The organism is Mucilaginibacter koreensis (assembly GCF_054783355.1).
In genome coordinates, this window is sequence record NZ_BAAGQS010000001.1 from 1,208,292 (window position 1) to 1,228,495 (window position 20,204).

A 20,204-nucleotide genomic window follows, 5' to 3' on the forward strand; every position below is an offset into this window, starting at 1 on the left:
ATGAAAGTATGGCAGTACTTAATTCACGGATTTACAACAAGGTATATAAAAAATTGATTAACAGAACATTAAAAATATTACTTATTGAAAATCAATTATTACGCTGTCACCTAAACCTAATCCCAGCAGGCCACTTGCATTGCCTTTATTAATGGCTATTTCCAGGTGATCGCTTATGCCAAACAAGCATAGTTTTTCGCCTTCTTCTACTTCATTATAGTGCCAGCTAAGTTGCGTAATGGTCTCATTACGTTTAAAGTATAAAGTAAAGCGGCGGCCTTGCTGTACCCGGTTGAAAAACTCTTTGGTAATATTGGTAATGGCGTTCTGAAAGGTATCAATATAAATGACCATGCCTTTAATCAGGTTGCGCTCTATTACCGGTTGCAAATCGCGTTTTTGCTGCACTTCTTGCACTGGTATACCAATCTGGCTCAGGGTGCCGCCTTTGGCTAAATGGCAGGCCGCCTTAACAAATACATCGGCCAAAGGAAAGTGCAAAAATTTCATATCCTGCATAATGGTAATCTCTACCATTTGTTCAGGCTCTTCATTAAATATTAAAGAAAAAATACCGTTATCTGCCCCCACAAAATAGTGGTTACGATATCGGATAGCTAAAAAGCGAGTGTAGTCGTTATACACCGTATCTACACCAATCAAATGCACGGTATCATCCGGAAAATAATGATAGCTGTTTTTGATGATAAACGCTGCCTGCTGAATATTAAAAAGGGCTACTGAGTGCGTAATATCCACTATATTGACCGTTGGCAACAACTTGTAAATACTCCCTTTAAGGGCGGCCTGATAAATATCTTTATCGCCCAAATCGGTAGTTAATGTTATGATTGCCATTACAGAATTTTGAATATTTATTGCTAATCTTGTATCAGAGTTTAGCGGATGCAAATATTCAACTTTTCGTCCTAAAAACTGTTAACTAATTAAAATCTATCCTACTTGAACGAATTAAAAATATCCTTAGAGTCTGTTAACCCGGCAGTTTTGTGGGGGCCTAACAACGACCATTTTGAGATTATCAAAAAGCAATTTCCCAAGCTGAAACTGGTTGCCCGCGGTAGCGAACTGAAGGTGCTGGGCGATGAGCAGGAGCTTAATTTTTTTAGCGAAAAATTTGGTCAGCTGCTACATCACTTGGAAAAACATGAAAGTTTAAATGTTACCGATTTAGAGCGGTTTATGGGCGCTAAAGCCGGCGATTTTACGCAGGCCGAAGCGGATACTGATAAGCCCGGAAGCGGCGGCGAAGTGATTGTATACGGCCCCAACGGCATACTGGTTAAGGCCCGTACGGCTAACCAACGCCGTATGGTAAGCAGCATTGTAAAAAATGATATTATGTTTGCCATTGGCCCGGCAGGTACAGGTAAAACCTATACAGCTGTAGCCCTTGCAGTACGCGCCCTCAAAAACAAAGAGATTAAGCGAATCATTTTAACCCGGCCGGCGGTAGAGGCAGGGGAGAATTTGGGTTTCTTGCCAGGCGACCTCAAAGAAAAGATTGATCCATACCTGCGCCCTTTGTACGATGCACTGGATGATATGATACCGGCTGAAAAGCTTAAGACATATTTGGAGAACCGCACTATAGAAGTGGCACCACTGGCGTTTATGCGTGGCCGTACCCTGGATAATTGCTTTGTAATTTTGGATGAGGCACAGAACGCGACCGATATGCAGTTGAAAATGTTTTTAACCCGCATGGGGCCAACCGCCAAGTTTATTGTTACAGGTGATGTAACCCAAATTGACTTGCCTAAAAAACAGCAATCAGGCTTGCATACCGCTTTGCGCATCCTGTCAGATATTAAGGGACTAGAAATCATTTACCTGAGCGGCGAAGACGTAGTACGCCATAAATTAGTTAAACGAATTTTGGAAGCCTACGGCGATATCCAGTAATGGCTATTTGTGGCAACAGGTAATTTTTGAAGGTAAAAAGACATTTTTATCGGTTGCCTTACAAATAATCTTGCTAAACTTGCCGCTTAAAAATCAACACCCTAATCTCTAACTCAAAGCACGTGGCAGCTATTAAAGAAACGCATTTTACATTTCCCAATCAAACCAGCTTTTACAAAGGCAAAGTGCGGGATGTATACACCATAAACAACCAATACCTGGTGATGGTAGTTACCGACCGGATCTCCGCTTTTGATGTGGTGTTGCCGGAGGCTATTCCATACAAGGGCCAGGTGTTGAATCAAATTGCTGCGTACTTTTTAAAGAAAACCTCAGATATTCTGCCCAACTGGGTGCTTAATGTGCCGCACCCCTCGGTAACCATTGGCCGCATTTGCGAGCCGTTTAAAGTGGAGATGGTGGTGCGTGGCTATTTGGCAGGTCATGCATGGAGGGAATACAAAGCCGGAAAAAGGATGCTATGCGGTGTTAGTTTACCAGATGGGCTTAAAGAAAACGATAAACTACCCCAGCCCATTATTACCCCAACTACCAAAGCTGCGGTAGGGCACGACGAAGATATTTCGCGCGAGGAAATCTTAAGCCGTGGCATTGTGTATGAGGCAGATTATGTGAAACTGGAAAACTATACACTGCAACTGTTTGCACGCGGTACGGAGATAGCAGCCCAACAAGGCTTGATATTAGTTGACACTAAATATGAATTTGGAAAAGTAGCAGATCAGATTTATCTGATTGACGAAATACATACCCCTGATTCATCCAGGTATTATTACAAAGAAGGTTACGAAGACCGGCAGGCAAAAGGAGAGACCCAGAAGCAGTTATCGAAAGAATTCGTAAGACAATGGCTGATCGAGAACGGCTTTCAGGGAAAAGACGGGCAGCAAATACCGGAGATGACACCGCAGATTGTTGAATCTATATCTAACCGCTACATAGAATTGTACGAACACATTACCGGCCAAACTTTTGTAAAACAAGGTGATGAGCAGTTACAAGGCATGGAGCAAGATATTAACACAGCGATAGCCCAACTATAATTTTTATTACAACTAAAATAAGCTAACTTAGCATTATAATTCTGATAAGAGATGAAATTTACTGTTGATAAGCATGAGAAGTACGTTTTGATTAAACTGAATGAATCAAAATTAAACTCATTGATAACACCCCAACTTAAATCTGAACTGATATTGCTGAATACAGAAGGGCAACGCAATATTGTGTTGGATATGTGCCAGGTTAAGTTTGCTGATTCATCAGGCTTGAGCAGCTTATTGGTAGGCCACCGTTTATGCAAAAACTCTGAAGGTGTATTTGTACTGGCTTGTCTGAATGATGCCGTATCACGTTTGGTTACTATTTCTCAACTGGATAATGTTTTATCTATTGTTCCTTCAACTGAAGAAGCAATTGATTTAATATTTATGGAAGAAATAGAAAAAGAGCTAAAAAAAGAAGCAAAATAGTTATTTAGCTGTTGATTACTTCAAATGAAGTTTGAGGTAACCATACTGGGGAGCAGTTCAGCCACCCCGATTTATAACAGAAATCCTACAGCGCAGGCGCTCAATATCAATGAGCGCCTGTATTTGATAGACTGCGCCGAAGGCACACAGCAGCAAATGCTGCGCTTCGATATCAAGCCAAGCCGCATCGATCATATTTTCATCAGTCATCTTCACGGCGATCATTACCTAGGGCTTATGGGCCTGATTTCTTCTATGCACTTAAATGGGCGCAAAAAACCACTTTGCATATTTGGCCCGGCACCTTTAAAAGAAATTATTGATATCCAGTTTAAGTATTCTGAGACTACGCTGCGGTACGAAATCAAATTTACTGCCACTAACCCTAAAGAACGGCAGGTGATTATGGAGAACCGCGATGTTATCGTAGAAACCATTCCGCTGGACCACCGTATTGATTGTACCGGATTTTTCTTTAAGGAAAAAAAGCGCTTGCGTAGAATCATCAAAGAAAAAGTAGCTGGTCTGGACGTTCCGGTCAGTCATTACTCCTTATTAAAAAAGGGGTTTGATTACGAAACACCAAGCGGAAAGCTATACCGGAACGACGAGCTTACTACAGATCCCAGCGAACCGAAATGTTACGCTTACTGTTCTGATACAATATACAACCAGCAGTACTTTAAACAAATAGAAGGCGCGACTCTGTTATATCATGAAGCTACATTTTTGCATAATATGTTAGATCGGGCTAATGAAACGCACCATACCACCGCTTTACAAGCGGCTCAAGTAGCCTTGCAGACACGAGCCAAGCATTTATTAATAGGCCATTTTTCGGCCCGCTATAAAACTCTAAATGATTTATTAGATGAGGCCAGAGCCGTATTTCCTGACACAGACCTAGCTATTGAAGGCAATACTTACGAGATATAAGTGATCTGCCCTTATAAACAAGAAAGCCATTGCAAATTGCAATGGCTTTCTTGTTTATAATTAATTCTTGAGTTAATCGTTTTTCTTTCCTCCGAAAACTGAGAAACTTACATAACGCTTAGGGTGAGCTTTTAAATCAATAAACAAGCTGTTTAAATTAGCAGAAGCTGCATCCAGGTTATTATAGAGTTTAGTATCATTAAGGAGCAAGCCCAACGAACCATTCGGGCTGTTTAGGCGGGCAATTGTTGCTTGTAAATCAGCCATCGCCTTGTTGGCATTGTTTAACGTTTGCCCAATATTGGCACGCGCAATTTCATTGCTTACATTTTCAAAATTGGTAGCAATGCCGGTTAAATGGCCTGTACTGGTACGCAAATTGGCGGCTGCACCATTGGCATTCACCATAATAGCGTTAATATTGCTGGTTTGTGCGCCTACCAAGGCATCAACCTTTTTGGTTGTACCCTCTAAAGTTTGCAGTGAGTTTGCGATACTATTAAAGCTGCGGTCAACATTCTTTTGAAAATCCGGATTCAAAATTTTATTGATAGCCGCCAAAGACGAATCCATTTTGCTGATTAACCGCTCAGCTTTCTGCTGTACCGGCTGCAGGCTTTCAGCAAGGCTACCCTGAATGTCTGCCTGAAGTGTGTCCTGATCTTCGGCCATTTCTTTGCTGTTACCCAGTTGAAAAACCACAGCTTTACTGCCCAACAGGTCGGTGCTTGCTAATTTTGCAAGTGTGTTTGAGGGTACGCTATAGTCTGGGTTAATTTTAAATTCTACAACAGTATGCCCGTTGGGCAACAGTTTCATTTTAGATATCTGGCCAATCTGAAAGCCGTTTACCAGCACTGGTTTTGATACGGTTAAACCTTCTACACTCTGGTAAATGGCATAAAAGCGGTTTGATTTAGTAAATACATCGTTGCCGCGCAGGTAACTATAGCCTAAGACTAAAATGGTGATACCCACCACGGTCAGAATGCCAATTTTGGTTTCGTTTGATATTTTCAAGGTAGTTTAATTAAGTAACAGATGTTTAATTGGCAGCTCCCTGCTCAACTTCTTTTTTGTATTGTTTGATAGCTCTAACAATTGAAGCTACGATTTCGTTTTGACCATCATCTGAATTTAAGTATTGTTCATCATCCGGATTGTTAATAAAGCCGGTTTCTATCAGTACCGCAGGCATACCGCTATTGGCCAAAACGTGCAGGCTCTGCTCTTTTACACCATTACTTGACCGACCGTCATTATTCACAAACTCATCATTAATTAAATTAGCCAAGTGAATACTCTGTTTACGATACTTGTCTTTAAAGGCATTTAAAATCATCCCTGCGGTCGGATCATTTTCAACATTGTAGTTTGATTTATAATCTTTTTCTTGGTAAATAGAAGCGTTTTCTCTGATGGCTTCTAATTGCTCACCGGTACGTTTAAATCCATAAACCAATAATAAAACACCCTTACCCGACTTATTAGGCACTTTAACAGAGCGCCCGTTTATAACTCGTCTCAAATCAGGCAGGGAGTTACAATGTATAGAAACGAACATATTACCATGTTCATGATTGGCTATTTCGGCCCTTTTATGCAACTCCACAAAATCATCAGTGGTGCGTGTCATTATTGCATTTACTGAGGGAATTTCTTTTTCTATTGCCTTTTGCAATTTGTTGGCTATTGCAAGCGTTACTTTCTTTTCAGAAGAATATTCACCGAAAGCCCCAGGATCATGGCCGCCATGACCTGCATCAATTATTACAGTTTTAAACTTAAACCCACTACTAATCAACGAATCTTTCGGTGCCGGATGTTCTGCTGTAAAAGAACAAAGCATAAACATTAGAAGTAATGAAGGTAAACCTAAAATCAATCTTTTTAAACCTTTATTTTTCATTATTTTTGAACGCTGTTAACTGTATTCGCAAAAATAGTATTCATAATTAATTTTGAAATTTATCAGATTCTTTTTTCTGCTGGCTGTTGTTTTAATTATTAAAACCGTGGCCTTCGCCCATAACAGCAACAGCCTTACCGCTCGCAGTTTAGCAGATACCATTATTAAGCTTGATACCTTAAAAGACCGCAAGGTGCTTCGTAAAAAGCCATTGCCCGTCAATGATACGGTTAACCGCAGCAGTTTCAAATCTATCGGTAAAGCTACATCTGATGACTCATCTTATACCGACCGGTTACACAATATATCATATTTATGGGGAAATGCCAAAGTTACTTACGAAGATTTTGAACTGAACGCCGATTTTATCCGCATTGACGAAAATAAACACCTTATTTTTGCCAGCGGATTGATTGATCCTAAAACCCACCGTTATACCGGCCGGCCAATATCTATACAAAAAGGGCAGAAGCCAGCCATCTCCGACTCGATTTACTTTGATTATAAAACCAAGCGCGCTAAAGCATATAACACCTCTACCGAGCAGGAAGGTAATTTTATTACAGGCGGGCAGGCCAAAGTACTCAACGATCAGGAAGTAGCTTACCGAAATATCATTTTTAGTACCTGTAATTTGCCATACCCCGAAACGCACTTCGGTATTGTAATTACGAGGGGGATAGGTGAAAAGAAGCAAATTATTTCAGGCCCGGCTTACCTGGAGATTGAGGGTGTACCTTTGCCATTGGGGGTACCGTTCGGCTTTTTCCCCAAGCCCGATCATCAAACCTCCGGCGTTTTGCTGCCTACATTCGGGGAGGATGCACGCCTCGGCTTCTTTCTCCGGAATATTGGCTATTACCTGGCATTTGGCGACCACCTGGATTTAACCACATATGCTACTTTATATTCGAGAGGCGCATTTGAGCTTAGTACCACAGCACGTTATTTACAGCGTTACAAATACCAGGGGAGCTTTACATTCAGTTTCGGCTCACACAACTATGGTCTGGCCGGCGACCCTGCTACTAAAGATTTTAACCTGCAATGGTCGCACAGTCAAGACCCAAATGCACATCCCGGAACTACATTTTCTGCTTCAGTTAACGCAGGTACTTCAAGTTTCTATCGTAACAACCCGGCAACTACAAATTATAATCCACAGCAACTGGTACAAAGCTCTTTACGTTCCAGTATTGCATATGGAAAAGTTTGGGCGGGTACCCCGTTCAGCTTACAGGTGGCTTTATCGCACACTCAAAACATAGCCGACAAAACCATTACGCTCGAACTGCCCTCGGTAAACTTCAACATGACAACCATTAGCCCGTTTGATTCAAAGAACCGGGTAGGGGAACAAAGATGGTTTCAACGTATTACAGTGGGCTACTCTTTACAAGGTACCAACCGCTTAAATTCTTTTCCTGAAAGCCAGTTATTTAATGCCGAAAGGGTAGGTAAACGCCTGCAAAGTGGTGTATTGCATACCATACCACTAAGCTTCAACCAAACAGTGGCCAAATATTTCCAGTTCAATACCAGCGCTACTTATATTGATCACTGGAATTTTCAAACCGTACGTCGTTCTTATCCGCGCGGCGCTACCTCTAATTCTGATTATCTGGTCGATACCATATCCGGCTTTCGCCGTGCAGGTGAATATAACCTGAGTGCCGGGGTATCAACCAAAGTATACAGTTATTTAAGGTTCAGCAAGAAGAGCGAATATCCCCAGTTACGACTGGTGAGTACCCCCTCCATCAGCTTTAATTACCGCCCCGATTATACCGGTCTCGACCGTAGCTACAATCAAGCCATTGTGAGCGCTGCGAGTGTTCCTTACCCTTACTTTGCCAGCACTTATTCTATTTTCGAGCAATCCGCTGTGGGCGGGCCTACCGGAGGACGCTCGGCAGGTATCGGGTTCTCTTTGGATAATACGCTTGAAGCAAAAGTAAAGCCCCGTAGCACTGATACCTCAGGTGCAGCCCGGAAGGTTGCTATCCTGCAAGGTTTCACTATCTCTACTTTTTACAATTTTGCGGCCGACTCATTCCGACTATCTCCTATAAATTTAAATGCGCATACCGCCGTATTTAATCAAAAGCTTGGCATCAATGCTGTTGGTACTTTAGACCCCTATTCTTACGAATCCAGAGATTCGGTAGCCAATGGGCAATTGCAACGTTACGTTCGCAGAGTAAACGAATATTCCTTCCTGAAAGGTAAATTCCCACTGTTAACTGCGTTGTCTTTATCTATGGATGTAAGCTTAAATTCAGCTACCTTACATAAAGTAAGAAACATTGCACCTCCGGGCAGTACCGTACAAAACATGACGCAGAACCAAGCTGAACGACTGGCTCTCATCAACAGCGACCCTGCGGCATTTGTTGACTTTAATATTCCGTGGAACATTGTATTGAACTATAACTTTAATTATGCCAACAATGGGATACAGAGCACAGTTGCCAGTACGGTAAACGCCAGCGGCGACTTTAATTTAACCCCCAAGTGGAAGATACAATACACTACCGGTTATGATTTACGGGCAAGTAAAGTGAGCTTAACTACTTTCTCTATCTACCGTGATTTACATTGTTGGGATTTATCATTCCGTTGGGTACCTTTTGGTTTGTACAAATCTTTCAGTGTTGACTTAAAAGTAAAAGCCTCAATTTTGCAGGACTTAAAACTAAGTAAGCGGAAAGATTATTATAACAATCAATAATGCTTGCAGAAATTATAACCATAGGCGATGAAATACTCATTGGCCAAATCGTAGACACCAATTCGGCCTGGATGGCTCAGCAACTCAATGCCGCCGGCATCAGGGTAAAGCAAATATCATCAGTATCTGATGATAAACAACATATTGTAGCCGCCTTAAATGAGGCCCAACAACGCGCAGATATCATTTTGATTACGGGCGGCCTGGGCCCAACCAAAGATGATATCACCAAGACTACACTGGCTGAATATTTCGGAGTAGGTATGCGGCGTGATGCAGGCGCACTGGAGAACGTAAAGCGCATTTTTTCACGCTATAACAGACCACTGTTAGAGGAAAACATCAAGCAGGCTGATGTTCCGGCCAACTGCGAGGTGATACCGAATAAGAATGGCACCGCACCAGGTATGTGGTTCAACGAGAACGGCAAAGTGTTTGTTTCCATGCCGGGCGTACCCTTCGAAATGATGTATATGGTTGAAGAGGAAGTCATCCCCAAATTAAAACAAACGTTCACCTTACCTTTTATCTACCATCATACAATATTAACTGTAGGCGAAGGTGAGTCTTTTTTGGCTGAGCGGATTACAGATTTAGAGGAGGCATTACCGGCTCATATCAAATTAGCGTATCTGCCCAAATTAGGTTCAGTAAGACTTCGCCTGAGCGGATACGGCGACAACGAGACAACAATCAAACAACAGGTAAATGAATATGCCAGCCAGATAGCCGCACGTGTACGCAACGTGGTAGCTGCTGAAGAAGATATACCGCTCGAAAAAGCCATAATGAATAAGATGGCGGCTGCAGGTCTGAAACTTTCAGTAGCCGAAAGCTGTACAGGAGGCTACATTGCCCATTTATTTACACAGCATGCAGGCTCATCAGAAGTATTTTTAGGGGGAGCTGTTTCCTACTCCAACGAATTGAAGGAAAGTGTACTTGGCGTTACCGAAGAAACGTTGTGGCAGCACGGCGCAGTAAGTGAGCAAACAGTTACCGAAATGCTGCAAGGTGCACTGCTTAATTTTAAATCAGATTTTGCTATTGCGGTTACCGGCATTGCCGGGCCTGGCGGTGGTACCCCCGAAAAGCCGGTAGGCACAGTTTGGATAGGGGTAGGCAGCCAGGATAAACAAGTGATTAAAATGTTTACCTTTGGCAACAAGCGCACCCAAAATATTGAGCGCACCGCTATTACAGCTTTAGGTATGTTGAATACTTTACTACCTGATGTTAATAGTAAATAGCTACTTTTGGGCCGGGACATTATAAACCAATATGGCTAAATACCAACTTTTACTTCCTAAAATGGGTGAGAGCGTTGCTGAGGCAACCATCATTAAATGGGTAAAGATCCAGGGCGACCGAATTGAAGCAGATGATGCAGTTGTAGAGATTGCAACCGATAAAGTAGATTCTGAAGTACCTTCACCGGTATCTGGCATGCTGGTTGCACTTTTATGTAAAGAAAACGAAGTGGTACAGGTTGGTGACCCGATTGCCATTATTGAAACCGGCGAGGAAGAAGCCACGCCAGCGGCAGCCACAAGTCAGCCCGAACAGGAAACCACATCACAACCCGCTTCAAATACCGAAACACAACAGCCCGCCGCACATCCTGAACAACAAGCTATTACCGATGGCATACCTGGTATAGAGCAGTTAAGCAGCCGCTCCGAAACTGTACCGCAGGTAGTTCCGGCTACGTTCAGCAACGCGGCACGTTTTTACTCACCATTGGTTAAGAATATTGCCAATCAGGAAGGTATACCGGTACAGGAGCTGGATCAGATTGCGGGTACCGGGAACGAGGGGCGTTTAACCAAAGATGATCTGTTGAGTTATATTAAAACGCGGCAACAACCATCTGCTGCGCCTGTAGCGAATACTGCTACTACGGCCCAGCCTGCACCATCAAAACCAATTCAAGCTGAACAAGCTGGTGCAACGCCTGCAGCTAAATCTCCGTCAGCAGTTAAAGAAACCGCCTCACCAGCAATTAACGAACCGGCAAAACCGGCTGCATCGGTATCTGGCGGCGATGAAATTGTAGAAATGGACCGGATGCGCCGCTTAATTGCCGACCATATGGTAATGAGCAAGCAAACCTCACCGCATGTTACCTCATTTGTGGAAGCAGATGTAACCAACCTGGTGTTGTGGCGCGAAAAGATAAAGGGGGCGTTCGAGAAGCGTGAAGGAGAGAAGATTACTTTTACACCAATATTTATTGAAGCTGTTGCCAAAGCATTAAAAGATATGCCGATGGTAAACGTATCAGTTAACGGTACGCAAATCATCAAAAAGAAAGATATTAATATTGGTATGGCCACCGCTTTGCCAAGTGGTAACCTTATAGTGCCCGTAATACGTAAAGCCGACCAGTTAAATTTAGTAGGCATTACCAAAGCGGTAAATGGCCTGGCTAACCGTGCGCGTGGTAACAAACTTCAGCCCGATGAGGTAAAGGATGGAACTTTTACTATCACTAACGTAGGTTCTTTCGGAAATGTAATGGGTACACCTATTATTAATCAACCACAAGTGGCCATATTAGCTGTTGGTGCCATCAAGAAGAAACCTGCGGTATTGGAAACTCCAACCGGCGATGTAATAGCCATTCGCCACATGATGTTTCTATCCTTATCGTATGACCACAGAGTGGTAGACGGTGCCTTAGGCGGCGCCTTTGTAAAGCGGGTAGCCGATTACCTGGAGCAATGGGATATTAACAAATCGATATAAAAGCAAAAGCCGGATGATTATCCGGCTTTTTTTATTTGGTTTACAAAGCTACCTGTGGTGTCAAAAGTATAACTTTTAGCTTGCGCCCATTCTATAAACTCTCTTAAACGCGCCACAAAAGCATCACCTGTATTTTTAGTGACATAATTTGGAAAGCCAAAGCGCTCCGGCTGATTCAAATCTGTAAACTCCCAGGGGTGAAAGTACAAGTTTAAATAGCCATCTTTTTTATGGGTAATTTTACTCAACCATTTGAGTAGCCCCATGGGCAGATTATGAAAACTCAGCCAAAATAACGGAAAACGAATAAACGGCGAAACCGAGGACGGTAGTTGCAATACATTATGCAGGTAAAACCAGGTACGCGGTTTACCGAAATTATTATAACGCCCGGGCAAAAATGTAGGATTTATGGAAGAGTTATACAAATATCCGGCCTTTTCGATTTCCTGTTCATCCACCGGCATCATTCGGGCCATACGGTAACCCACAACCTCAACGCCGGCAATTTCCTGTAATTTCAAGCGCGATTGCAACAGATGCTCTGGCTTAAAATCAGAATGATAATATCCATGTGAAGCAATTTCGTGACCTTCAGCCACCATACGGCTAATCATTTCAGGGCGATGCTGCGCATAGTTGGCCGTACAGTAAAAAGTAGCTTTGATAGCTGCGTTTTTCAGTACATCTAAAATTTTTGTTGTGCCTTCTGTTGATATGGAAAGTTGCTCCTCGAAAGGCAGAGTTTTGCCATATTCAAAGGGCATATCAAATTCTTCAATATCAAAACTTAACAAGATCATCTTTAACACGAATAAGGTTGGTGGATCGTACAATATAGTTAGGCCGTTGCTTGGATTGCATAAACAGCTTGCCCAGATACATGCCGATAATACCTAATACCATCAGCTGCACGCCGCCAAAAAATACAATTGTAGCGAGGATAGAGGTCCAGCCGGATACGGCATGACCTGTAAAATAACTGATTAATATGTAGGGAATATACAGCACTGCTACCAGTGAAAAAAATAAGCCGATACCAGTAGCCATATACAAAGGCCTAACGCTGAATGCAGTAATGCCTTGCACTGCAAATTTCACCATTTTTTTCAGGTTGTATTTGCTTTTGCCAGAGAAACGTGCATCGCATTGATAATGAATAGCGTATTGCTTAAAGCCCAGCCATTTGATTAAACCACGAATAAACAAGCCATTTTCGTTCAGACTGGTTAAAATGTTAGCCACCTTGCGGTCAATTAATCTGAAATCTGCTGTGCCTTTTTCAAGCTTAGTGTCAGATAACGAATTAATCATCTTATAAAACAGGTCTGAAGATTTAGTTTTGAAGATTGTGGTTTCATCCTGATACTCGCGGCAGGTGTATACCACATCATAACCTTCTTCCCATTTTTGCAAAAATTGCTCAATCATCTCGGGCGGATGCTGCATATCACTATCCATACTGATAATACAATCGCCATCGGCATAATCATATCCGGCTTTCAGCGCGTTTTGGTGGCCAAAGTTTCTTGAAAGTTCTAAATAATATAGATTACCATCCAGATCGTTGATGTTTTTTAACCGCTCTAAAGTACAATCAGAACTTCCATCATCTACAAATATAACCTCATAATCGCACCTTAATTTTTTAAGCACGTTAATCAGGCGCATTGCCAGCACCTCAATATTTCCTTCTTCATTATAAGAAGGTACAACCACAGAAATCTTTTTCCTCATGCAGCAGCAGCGTAATTTATATTGATGTAGAAAATCCTAATTAAGGTTGAAGTGAAAGTTTTGCTCTTCAAGATTATTTCGCAGGAAACACTGCAAACAATGTGAGAAAAGTACACATCATAATCTTTTGAAGATGGAATGGATAGGGGCATTCATATTTGTAATAAATCCATTACAAATATAAAATAATCATTAAGCCTTTGCCAATATAAAGTTGTTGAGGGCACTTTTTTACACAAAAAAGGCGTTGAAAACAACGCCTTTTTAATTTCATCCGAAACAAATCTACTAAACAATTTCGGCTGATATAGTTGCCGTTTCAGCTAAACTGACCCCTGTCAGCTGATCGGCGAAGGCTACGAAAGCCTTTGTATCAGATATACGCTGCTGATTAGCAATCAGATTTCTTAAATTTATTTTTCCTGTCAGAAATTTAAATTCACCCGAATAGAAGCGTTCGTATACTTCTTCAAACTGTAAATCGTCTACCAACTGCTCATCTTCATAACGCAGGTAGATGGTGAGTGTAATGTTATCAGTGAACTGCAAGCCCTGCTCGCTGCGGGCCTTTTTGTACTCATATTGATATTGATAGCGCAATGCCGTAATATCTGACAATACCGCCGAACCGGTGGGATGGCCGCCGGCGCCTTTGCCGAAAAAGAATTGCTGGTCGGCAAAGGCGGCCTGTACAGTTACACCATTATATTCATATTCAACATTGTACAAAAACTCATTTTCTGTTACAAACTTGGGCAGCACAAACAAAGTTACATGGCGATCGCTTAGTTCTTTAGCCACCGGAACCAACTTAATTTTCAGTCGTTTTTCGCGCGCATACTGTAAATCTTTAGCACCAAGATTTTGAATGCCAAAATTGAAAACATCATTCGGCTTTACAACTACGCCATAAGCATGGGCGGCAGCAATTACCAATTTATATTTAGCATCAAAGCCGCCTACATCAGAAATGGGGTCAGTTTCTGCAAATCCCAAATCCTGGGCCTGCTTTAAAGCTTCATCATAACTCAGGTTTTCCAAAAAGCCTTTCGATAATATATAATTGGATGAACCATTGAAAATACCACTAACAGAATGCAGCAGCTCATTATCATAATACTCCTCCAGATTACGTATGATAGGAATACTGCCACATACCGAACCTTCATACAGCAACGATGTGCCATATTGGTGTTGGATATCAATCAGCTCCTGCAAATAAGTTGCCACCATCTTCTTGCTGGCAGACACTACATTTTTACCTGACTTCAATGCTCTTGACACAATTTCAAAAGCGGCCTCGGTATCATTAATCAGTTCTACAATAGTATTGATTTCAGGATTATTAAGAAGCTCGTCTTTGTCTGTAGTAAATAATGCTTCAGGCAGTGAGCGCTTTTTAGTTGGGTCTTTAATTGCTATTTTAACAATTTCGAGATTCAGGTTCTTGGTTCTGATGATATCATAAAGGCCTTGGCCAACCACGCCAAAGCCGAACAGTCCGATGGTGATTTTCTTACTCATTAAGCAATTTTCTGCAATTCAATAATTTTTCCTCTCACCTCAGTTTTAAAAAAGGTGGATATGATTTGTGTTAATTTATCTGTTTCAATTAGAAAGCCGTCGTGCCCGTAAAACGAATCAAACTCCGCATAGCTGGCATTAGGGACATGCCGGAAGAGGTACTGTTGTTCTTCAACCGGAAACAAGATATCCGAGTTGATACCGATAACCAAAGTTTTAGCGGTAATTACACTAAGCGCATGTTCCATACTTATACGGTTTCGCCCTGCGTGATGCGAGTCCATAGCTTTGGTTAAATACCAATAACAGTAAGCGTTAAAACGGTTCACCAGCTTTTCACCCTGGTAATTTTGATAGGAGGAGGCCCTGTATTGGTCAGTATTGTCTGCAGTTATTTCCTGTTGCGTAATGTTATACGCTTTATAACCACGGTAAGATAACAAGGCAATACTGCGCGCTGCTTTCAAACCAGCTTTGCCGCCATCGGGTTCACAATTAAAAGTCGGGTCGGCTTGCAGGGCCAGCCGTTGCGATTCGTTGAACGCAATACCCCAAGGCGAATGCCGGGCGTTGGTCGCAATCAAAATCAGGTTTTTGATTTGCTCCGGAGCCATGATGCTCCACTCCAGCGCCTGCTGGCCACCTAAAGAGCCACCAATCAGCACTTCAATTTGGGGTATACCTAAATGCTGTGCCAGTAGCTGGTGTGCCTTAACCATATCCCGGATAGTCACCTGCGGAAAATCAAGGCAATATGCTTTTTGGGTTATAGGGTTGATATTTAAGGGGTTGGTACTTCCATAGCAAGAACCCAATACATTAGCGCATACTATAAAGTGTTCGTTTGGGTTAAAGTATTCATCAGAACCAAACAGCCCTTTCCACCAGTCTAGTACATCAGAATTTGCAGTAAGGGCGTGGCATACCCATACTACATTGTTTTTCTCTTTATTTAAATTTCCGTAAGTATGAAACCCTATTTCAATACCGGGCAGTTCCCGGCCTGATTCGAGCTGAAAAGATTGAGGATATGTATAAGTTGAAGCGTTCATTTTAAAAAAGTTAAGCTCTCTTATAGGCATAAGAGAGCTATAACATTATTCACCATAAAAAACTAAAAAACAAGAATTTGAGTTACAACAAACCAATTGCTGCAAGCGATTGAATTGAACTGATAGAAATAAATTTTTATTGATCATTACTGTAAGGGCTGATATGAAAAGATGATGTGCTAAAGCCTTGCTTTCACTTTGGCTTGCAATAGATTATAACCTAATGTTGTTAATATCGCGTTATTAGCACATACAACAGTAGCGGCTGCACATCGAAGCTCTAAAGCCCAAGTGCTTACCAAACCCATAAGTTGCCGAAGCAGAAATTGAAATTATCATCTTTTTACATTTATATTTCCCGATACAACCATTTGCCCGGGGCAGGAATTGGCACCTTTTCCATTGTGGAGGGGTTGCCAGCGGGTCTTGGAGCCTGATCTCTCGCCGCTTCTATATAAACCAAAGCCTGAGTAGGAGTTGATTAAGGTATTGCTACCAAATAATGTTTCAAATATAGGAGCTTATTTCATATACTTCCAAATTAAATTTTATAAAAGGTTACAAGGCGGCTAATCCAGTTGCTACGGAACCAGCCTAAATAATACAGGTGTTCACGTTCACATGTCGTGAACGCTCGTGAACGCTTTTTATGACGTATAAGTATGTAAAAAACTGCTACTCCGTTTAAGTAAATATTGTAAGTAATTCATTATTATATATTTACAAATTTCACTCATATTAATTGCTTTCACAGCGTGAACACTCATGAACACCTGTGAACAAGCGTGAACGTTCATGAACACCAGCAGCGTGAACACTTGTAATTGTGAATATTTACCTTTAAACACTATATCATCATTTTAATCTCAAACATGCGTTTTTGAGCTTATGTTTCTTAATGCCTGTTTATTGTAATTCAGGCGTAAAACTAGCAGCATTGTAACGGTGGCAACTTTGTAATTGAATAGAAGGCAGTGTTATTTTTCGTAGTTTTGCAGCATGGAAACTGAGAATAATTTAAGTGTATTATTACAGAATCCGCACTTATCTGCTGATTTAAAATCTATAGCTCAAAAAGTACTGGCCGGTGAGCGCATCACTTTTGATGAAGGCGTTTTACTTTACGAAAAAGGCGAGCTAAGCTACTTAGGCGTTTTAGCCAATTATATACGCGAAAAGAAGAACGGCGATTATACTTACTTTAACCGCAACTTCCATATTGAGCCCACCAACCTCTGCGTATACGATTGTAAATTCTGCTCTTACTCACGCCTCATCAAACAGCGTGAAGATGGCTGGGAGTATACGATGGAGGATATGCTAAATATTGTGCGCAAGTATGATAACGAGCCGGTAACCGAGGTACATATTGTAGGTGGTGTATTACCGCAGTACAATATGCCTTTTTATCAGGAATTGTTTAGCCGCATTAAAGCGCACCGTCCGGAACTGCATGTTAAAGCGCTAACCCCGGTTGAATATCATTACATTTTCAAAAAAGCGAAAGTAGATTATGCCACCGGTATGCGCCTGATGAAAGAGTCGGGCCTGGAATCTATGCCGGGCGGCGGCGCAGAAATATTTCACCCCGAAATAAGGGAACAGATTGCCAAAGATAAATGTACGGCGGACCAGTGGCTGCAAATACACGAGGAGTGGCACAGGTTGGGCATGCGCTCAAACGCTACGATGCTGTATGGCCACATTGAAGAATACCGCCACCGGGTTGACCATATGGAGCGCCTTCGCCAGTTACAGGATCAAACCGGCGGATTCCAAACTTTTATCCCTTTAAAGTTCCGGAATAAGGACAACCAAATGTCTGACGTACCTGAGTCGTCTGTGGTGGAAGATTTGCGAAATTATGCCATTGCACGTATCTATCTGGACAACTTTGATCATATTAAAGCCTATTGGGCCATGATAAGCCGTACTACGGCACAGCTGTCATTAAATTTCGGTGTGGACGATATTGATGGTACCTTGGATGATACCACTAAAATTTATTCTATGGCAGGCGCTGAAGAGCAAAAACCAGCCATGAGTACCAAAGAGCTGGTTGAACTCATCAAAAATGCAGGTCGGCACCCCATTGAGCGCGACACATTATACAATGTAATTACCGATTACAATACTTATGAGTTTACTGAAGCAGAAAAGCCGCGCTTTTATCAGCTTCCGGTAATTAACTAAACGCACATGACTGAAAAAACGTTATACATTGTTCGGCATGGGCAAACCGATTTAAACAAACAGGGTATTGTACAGGGCCGGGGAATGAATACTGATTTGAACGATGAGGGCCGCAAACAGGCTGCCATGTTCTACAATGCTTATAAAAACGTTCCCTTTGATAAAATTTATGTTTCAACCCTGAAACGTACGCAACAAAGTATACAGCAGTTTATTGATGATGGTATTCCGTTTGAGAAATTGGAAGGCTTAGATGAGCTGGCCTGGGGCATACATGAAGGGCAAAAAAGCACACCTGATACCAAAGCCGCATTTTTGAAAATGATGCGCGAGTGGACCAGCGGCAACTTGGATGCGGCTTTTGAGAAAGGAGAGAGCCCTAACCAGGTAAAAGCCCGGCAGCAAGAGGCGCTCCGTTATATCATGAGCAAACCCGAAGAAAAGAATGTGCTGATTTGCATGCACGGCCGTGCGCTCCGGTTGCTGCTTTGCCTGCTTACCGGTAAACCGCTTACAGCAATGGATCAGTTTCCGCATCAAAATCTGGTGCTTTATAAAATCACTTACGATGGCCAGCAGTATCAAATTGCCGATTTTAATAATGCCATCCATTTAAAACTACATTAAATACTACCTTGAATAAAATAAGAATTTCGGCGGTTAGTTATACCAATACAAAACCGTTTTTATATGGGTTGCAGCACAGCGATATCCTTAATGATATTGATCTGAGCTTAGACCCACCGGCTGATTGTGCCCAAAAACTAATTGACGATCAGGTTGATATTGGCCTGATTCCGGTTGCAGCCGTATTAAACTTACCCGAGTGGCATATTATTTCCGACTATTGCATTGGCGCTGTAGGCGCTGTTAACTCTGTATTTATATTCAGCAACTGTGATATTACTGAGGTTAAACGTGTGCAGCTGGATCCGCAATCACGCTCGTCAAATAACCTGGCTAAGGTACTGCTTAAAAACTACTGGAAAATATCACCAGAACTGATAACCGGAGCTGATGATTACGCTGTATCTGCTGACCCTTATACCGCTTTTGTGCAAATAGGCGACCGTACTTTCGGTAAAAAAGATAATTACAAGTTTGTGTACGATATGGCAGAAGAGTGGCAGAATTTTACCGGTCTGCCTTTTATGTTCGCCGCCTGGATAGCTAACAAACCTATTGAACAAGCCTTTATAGACAGATTTAATGAGGCGCTAAAATATGGCCTTAATCACCGGCCTGAGTTATTTAAGAAACTTCCGCACCGCGATGATTTTGATGTTGAAGATTACCTGATGCACAAAATTGATTTTCCGCTTACAGATGCCAAGAAGAAGGCGTTTTACCTGTTTCTTGATTACATCAAAAACTTATAATATTAAAAGGCTGCCTTTTTGAGGCAGCCTTTTAATATTGATTAGACGCAGTTTATGAAACGATTTACGAATTGCAATAAAAAGCACGCCTTAAATTTTCTCTTTAGAACTTGGATCAAACTCAATTATCCATTCTATACCAAATTGATCTCTGAACATACCGGCATAGGTGCCCCACGGGCTATCCCCAATAGGGCCTTCTACAGCGCCACCGGCTGATAATCCATTGAATAATTTATCAGCTTCCTCTCGGCTTTCGGCTATAGCATAAATTTTCGAGCGGTTTTCGTTTTCGTTTACCCGCCCCATGAACTCCGGAACGTCGTTGGCTACCAATACGTTGTTTTTGCCGATAGGTAGCGAAATGTACATGAGTTTGTTAGCTTCATGTTCGGGCACCTGAAAATCATCACTTTGAAGTTCTTTGAAACGGACAATCTTTGTGAACTCACCGCCAAAAACTGATCTGTAAAATGTGAATGCTTCTTCGGCATTGCCGTTAAAGTTAATCCATGGATTAATTGCTCTCATTGTTGTTATAATTAGTGTTGAATTTGTGTATTTAAACTGTGGTTT

At 41.9% G+C, this 20,204-nt stretch carries 18 protein-coding genes and 1 riboswitch; of the genes, 10 read left to right on the forward strand and 8 right to left on the reverse strand.

The window, feature by feature from the left end; all coding sequences use genetic code 11:
• Positions 1-81: 81 nt before the first annotated feature.
• Positions 82-858, reverse strand: a complete 777-nt coding sequence (locus tag ACYVNW_RS05415) for an SAM hydrolase/SAM-dependent halogenase family protein (protein ID WP_460678825.1) — start codon at positions 856-858, stop codon at positions 82-84.
• A gap of 105 nt (positions 859-963) precedes the next feature.
• Here ACYVNW_RS05415 and ACYVNW_RS05420 point away from each other — a divergent pair, with 105 nt between their 5' ends.
• The 4 genes from ACYVNW_RS05420 (at position 964) to ACYVNW_RS05435 (ending at position 4,355) form a co-directional block, all read left to right on the forward strand.
• Positions 964-1,926, forward strand: a complete 963-nt coding sequence (locus tag ACYVNW_RS05420; RefSeq protein ID WP_460678826.1) for a PhoH family protein — start codon at positions 964-966, stop codon at positions 1,924-1,926.
• A gap of 122 nt (positions 1,927-2,048) precedes the next feature.
• Positions 2,049-2,990, forward strand: a complete 942-nt coding sequence (locus ACYVNW_RS05425; protein ID WP_460678827.1) for a phosphoribosylaminoimidazolesuccinocarboxamide synthase — start codon at positions 2,049-2,051, stop codon at positions 2,988-2,990.
• Between the two features lie 51 nt (positions 2,991-3,041).
• Positions 3,042-3,419 (forward strand): STAS domain-containing protein, encoded by a 378-nt coding sequence (locus ACYVNW_RS05430; RefSeq protein WP_460678828.1) that lies wholly within the window; start codon positions 3,042-3,044, stop codon positions 3,417-3,419.
• A gap of 24 nt (positions 3,420-3,443) precedes the next feature.
• Positions 3,444-4,355, forward strand: a complete 912-nt coding sequence (locus ACYVNW_RS05435; RefSeq protein WP_460678829.1) for a ribonuclease Z — start codon at positions 3,444-3,446, stop codon at positions 4,353-4,355.
• 72 nt (positions 4,356-4,427) lie between these two features.
• On the opposite strand, the gene ACYVNW_RS05440 is transcribed toward ACYVNW_RS05435, so the two are convergent.
• Together ACYVNW_RS05440 and ACYVNW_RS05445 are read right to left on the reverse strand one after the other, a co-directional pair.
• Complete coding sequence (locus tag ACYVNW_RS05440; RefSeq protein WP_460678830.1) at positions 4,428-5,375, reverse strand: MlaD family protein; 948 nt, start codon at positions 5,373-5,375, stop codon at positions 4,428-4,430.
• A 25-nt stretch (positions 5,376-5,400) separates the two neighbouring features.
• Positions 5,401-6,264 (reverse strand): N-acetylmuramoyl-L-alanine amidase family protein, encoded by an 864-nt coding sequence (locus ACYVNW_RS05445; protein WP_460678831.1) that lies wholly within the window; start codon positions 6,262-6,264, stop codon positions 5,401-5,403.
• Positions 6,265-6,316: 52 nt separating this feature from the next.
• Here ACYVNW_RS05445 and ACYVNW_RS05450 point away from each other — a divergent pair, with 52 nt between their 5' ends.
• From ACYVNW_RS05450 to ACYVNW_RS05460, 3 genes are read left to right on the forward strand one after another with little or no spacing between them, the layout of a single operon-like run.
• The gene (locus tag ACYVNW_RS05450; RefSeq protein WP_460678832.1) at positions 6,317-8,995 is read left to right on the forward strand and encodes a putative LPS assembly protein LptD; all 2,679 of its coding nucleotides are present in this window, start codon (positions 6,317-6,319) and stop codon (positions 8,993-8,995) included.
• Entirely contained in the window at positions 8,995-10,245 is a 1,251-nt protein-coding gene (locus tag ACYVNW_RS05455; protein WP_460678833.1) for a competence/damage-inducible protein A, read from the forward strand. The genes ACYVNW_RS05450 and ACYVNW_RS05455 overlap by 1 nt, the downstream gene beginning before the upstream one ends.
• Positions 10,246-10,276: 31 nt before the next feature.
• Positions 10,277-11,743 (forward strand): dihydrolipoamide acetyltransferase family protein, encoded by a 1,467-nt coding sequence (locus ACYVNW_RS05460; RefSeq protein WP_460678834.1) that lies wholly within the window; start codon positions 10,277-10,279, stop codon positions 11,741-11,743.
• Between the two features lie 17 nt (positions 11,744-11,760).
• On the opposite strand, the gene ACYVNW_RS05465 is transcribed toward ACYVNW_RS05460, so the two are convergent.
• From ACYVNW_RS05465 to ACYVNW_RS05480, 4 genes are all read right to left on the reverse strand, one after another.
• Positions 11,761-12,546, reverse strand: a complete 786-nt coding sequence (locus ACYVNW_RS05465) for a polysaccharide deacetylase family protein (protein WP_460678835.1) — start codon at positions 12,544-12,546, stop codon at positions 11,761-11,763.
• Positions 12,527-13,480: a glycosyltransferase family 2 protein gene (locus tag ACYVNW_RS05470; RefSeq protein ID WP_460678836.1), complete on the reverse strand. Its 954-nt coding sequence runs from the start codon at positions 13,478-13,480 to the stop codon at positions 12,527-12,529. The genes ACYVNW_RS05465 and ACYVNW_RS05470 overlap by 20 nt, the downstream gene beginning before the upstream one ends.
• Positions 13,481-13,768: 288 nt before the next feature.
• Positions 13,769-15,004, reverse strand: coding sequence for a homoserine dehydrogenase (locus ACYVNW_RS05475; protein WP_460678837.1), 1,236 nt, complete (start codon positions 15,002-15,004; stop codon positions 13,769-13,771).
• Positions 15,004-16,056, reverse strand: a complete 1,053-nt coding sequence (locus ACYVNW_RS05480) for a homoserine O-acetyltransferase family protein (protein WP_460678838.1) — start codon at positions 16,054-16,056, stop codon at positions 15,004-15,006. Before ACYVNW_RS05480 ends, ACYVNW_RS05475 begins: the two co-directional genes overlap by 1 nt.
• Before the next feature lie 346 nt (positions 16,057-16,402).
• A riboswitch (SAM riboswitch) is annotated at positions 16,403-16,517 on the reverse strand.
• A gap of 538 nt (positions 16,518-17,055) precedes the next feature.
• On the opposite strand from ACYVNW_RS05480, the gene mqnE reads away from it, so the two are divergent.
• Genes mqnE through ACYVNW_RS05495 form a run of 3 tightly spaced genes read left to right on the forward strand, consistent with a single transcriptional unit; the run spans position 17,056 to position 19,628 of the window.
• The gene (mqnE, locus tag ACYVNW_RS05485; RefSeq protein WP_460678839.1) at positions 17,056-18,249 is read left to right on the forward strand and encodes an aminofutalosine synthase MqnE; all 1,194 of its coding nucleotides are present in this window, start codon (positions 17,056-17,058) and stop codon (positions 18,247-18,249) included.
• Between the two features lie 6 nt (positions 18,250-18,255).
• Positions 18,256-18,876: a histidine phosphatase family protein gene (locus tag ACYVNW_RS05490; protein WP_460678840.1), complete on the forward strand. Its 621-nt coding sequence runs from the start codon at positions 18,256-18,258 to the stop codon at positions 18,874-18,876.
• An 8-nt stretch (positions 18,877-18,884) separates the two neighbouring features.
• The gene (locus ACYVNW_RS05495) at positions 18,885-19,628 is read left to right on the forward strand and encodes a menaquinone biosynthetic enzyme MqnA/MqnD family protein (protein WP_460678841.1); all 744 of its coding nucleotides are present in this window, start codon (positions 18,885-18,887) and stop codon (positions 19,626-19,628) included.
• 90 nt (positions 19,629-19,718) lie between these two features.
• Here the strand turns inward: ACYVNW_RS05495 and ACYVNW_RS05500 are convergent, their stop codons facing one another.
• Entirely contained in the window at positions 19,719-20,159 is a 441-nt protein-coding gene (locus tag ACYVNW_RS05500) for a VOC family protein (RefSeq protein ID WP_460678842.1), read from the reverse strand.
• Positions 20,160-20,204: the final 45 nt, after the last annotated feature.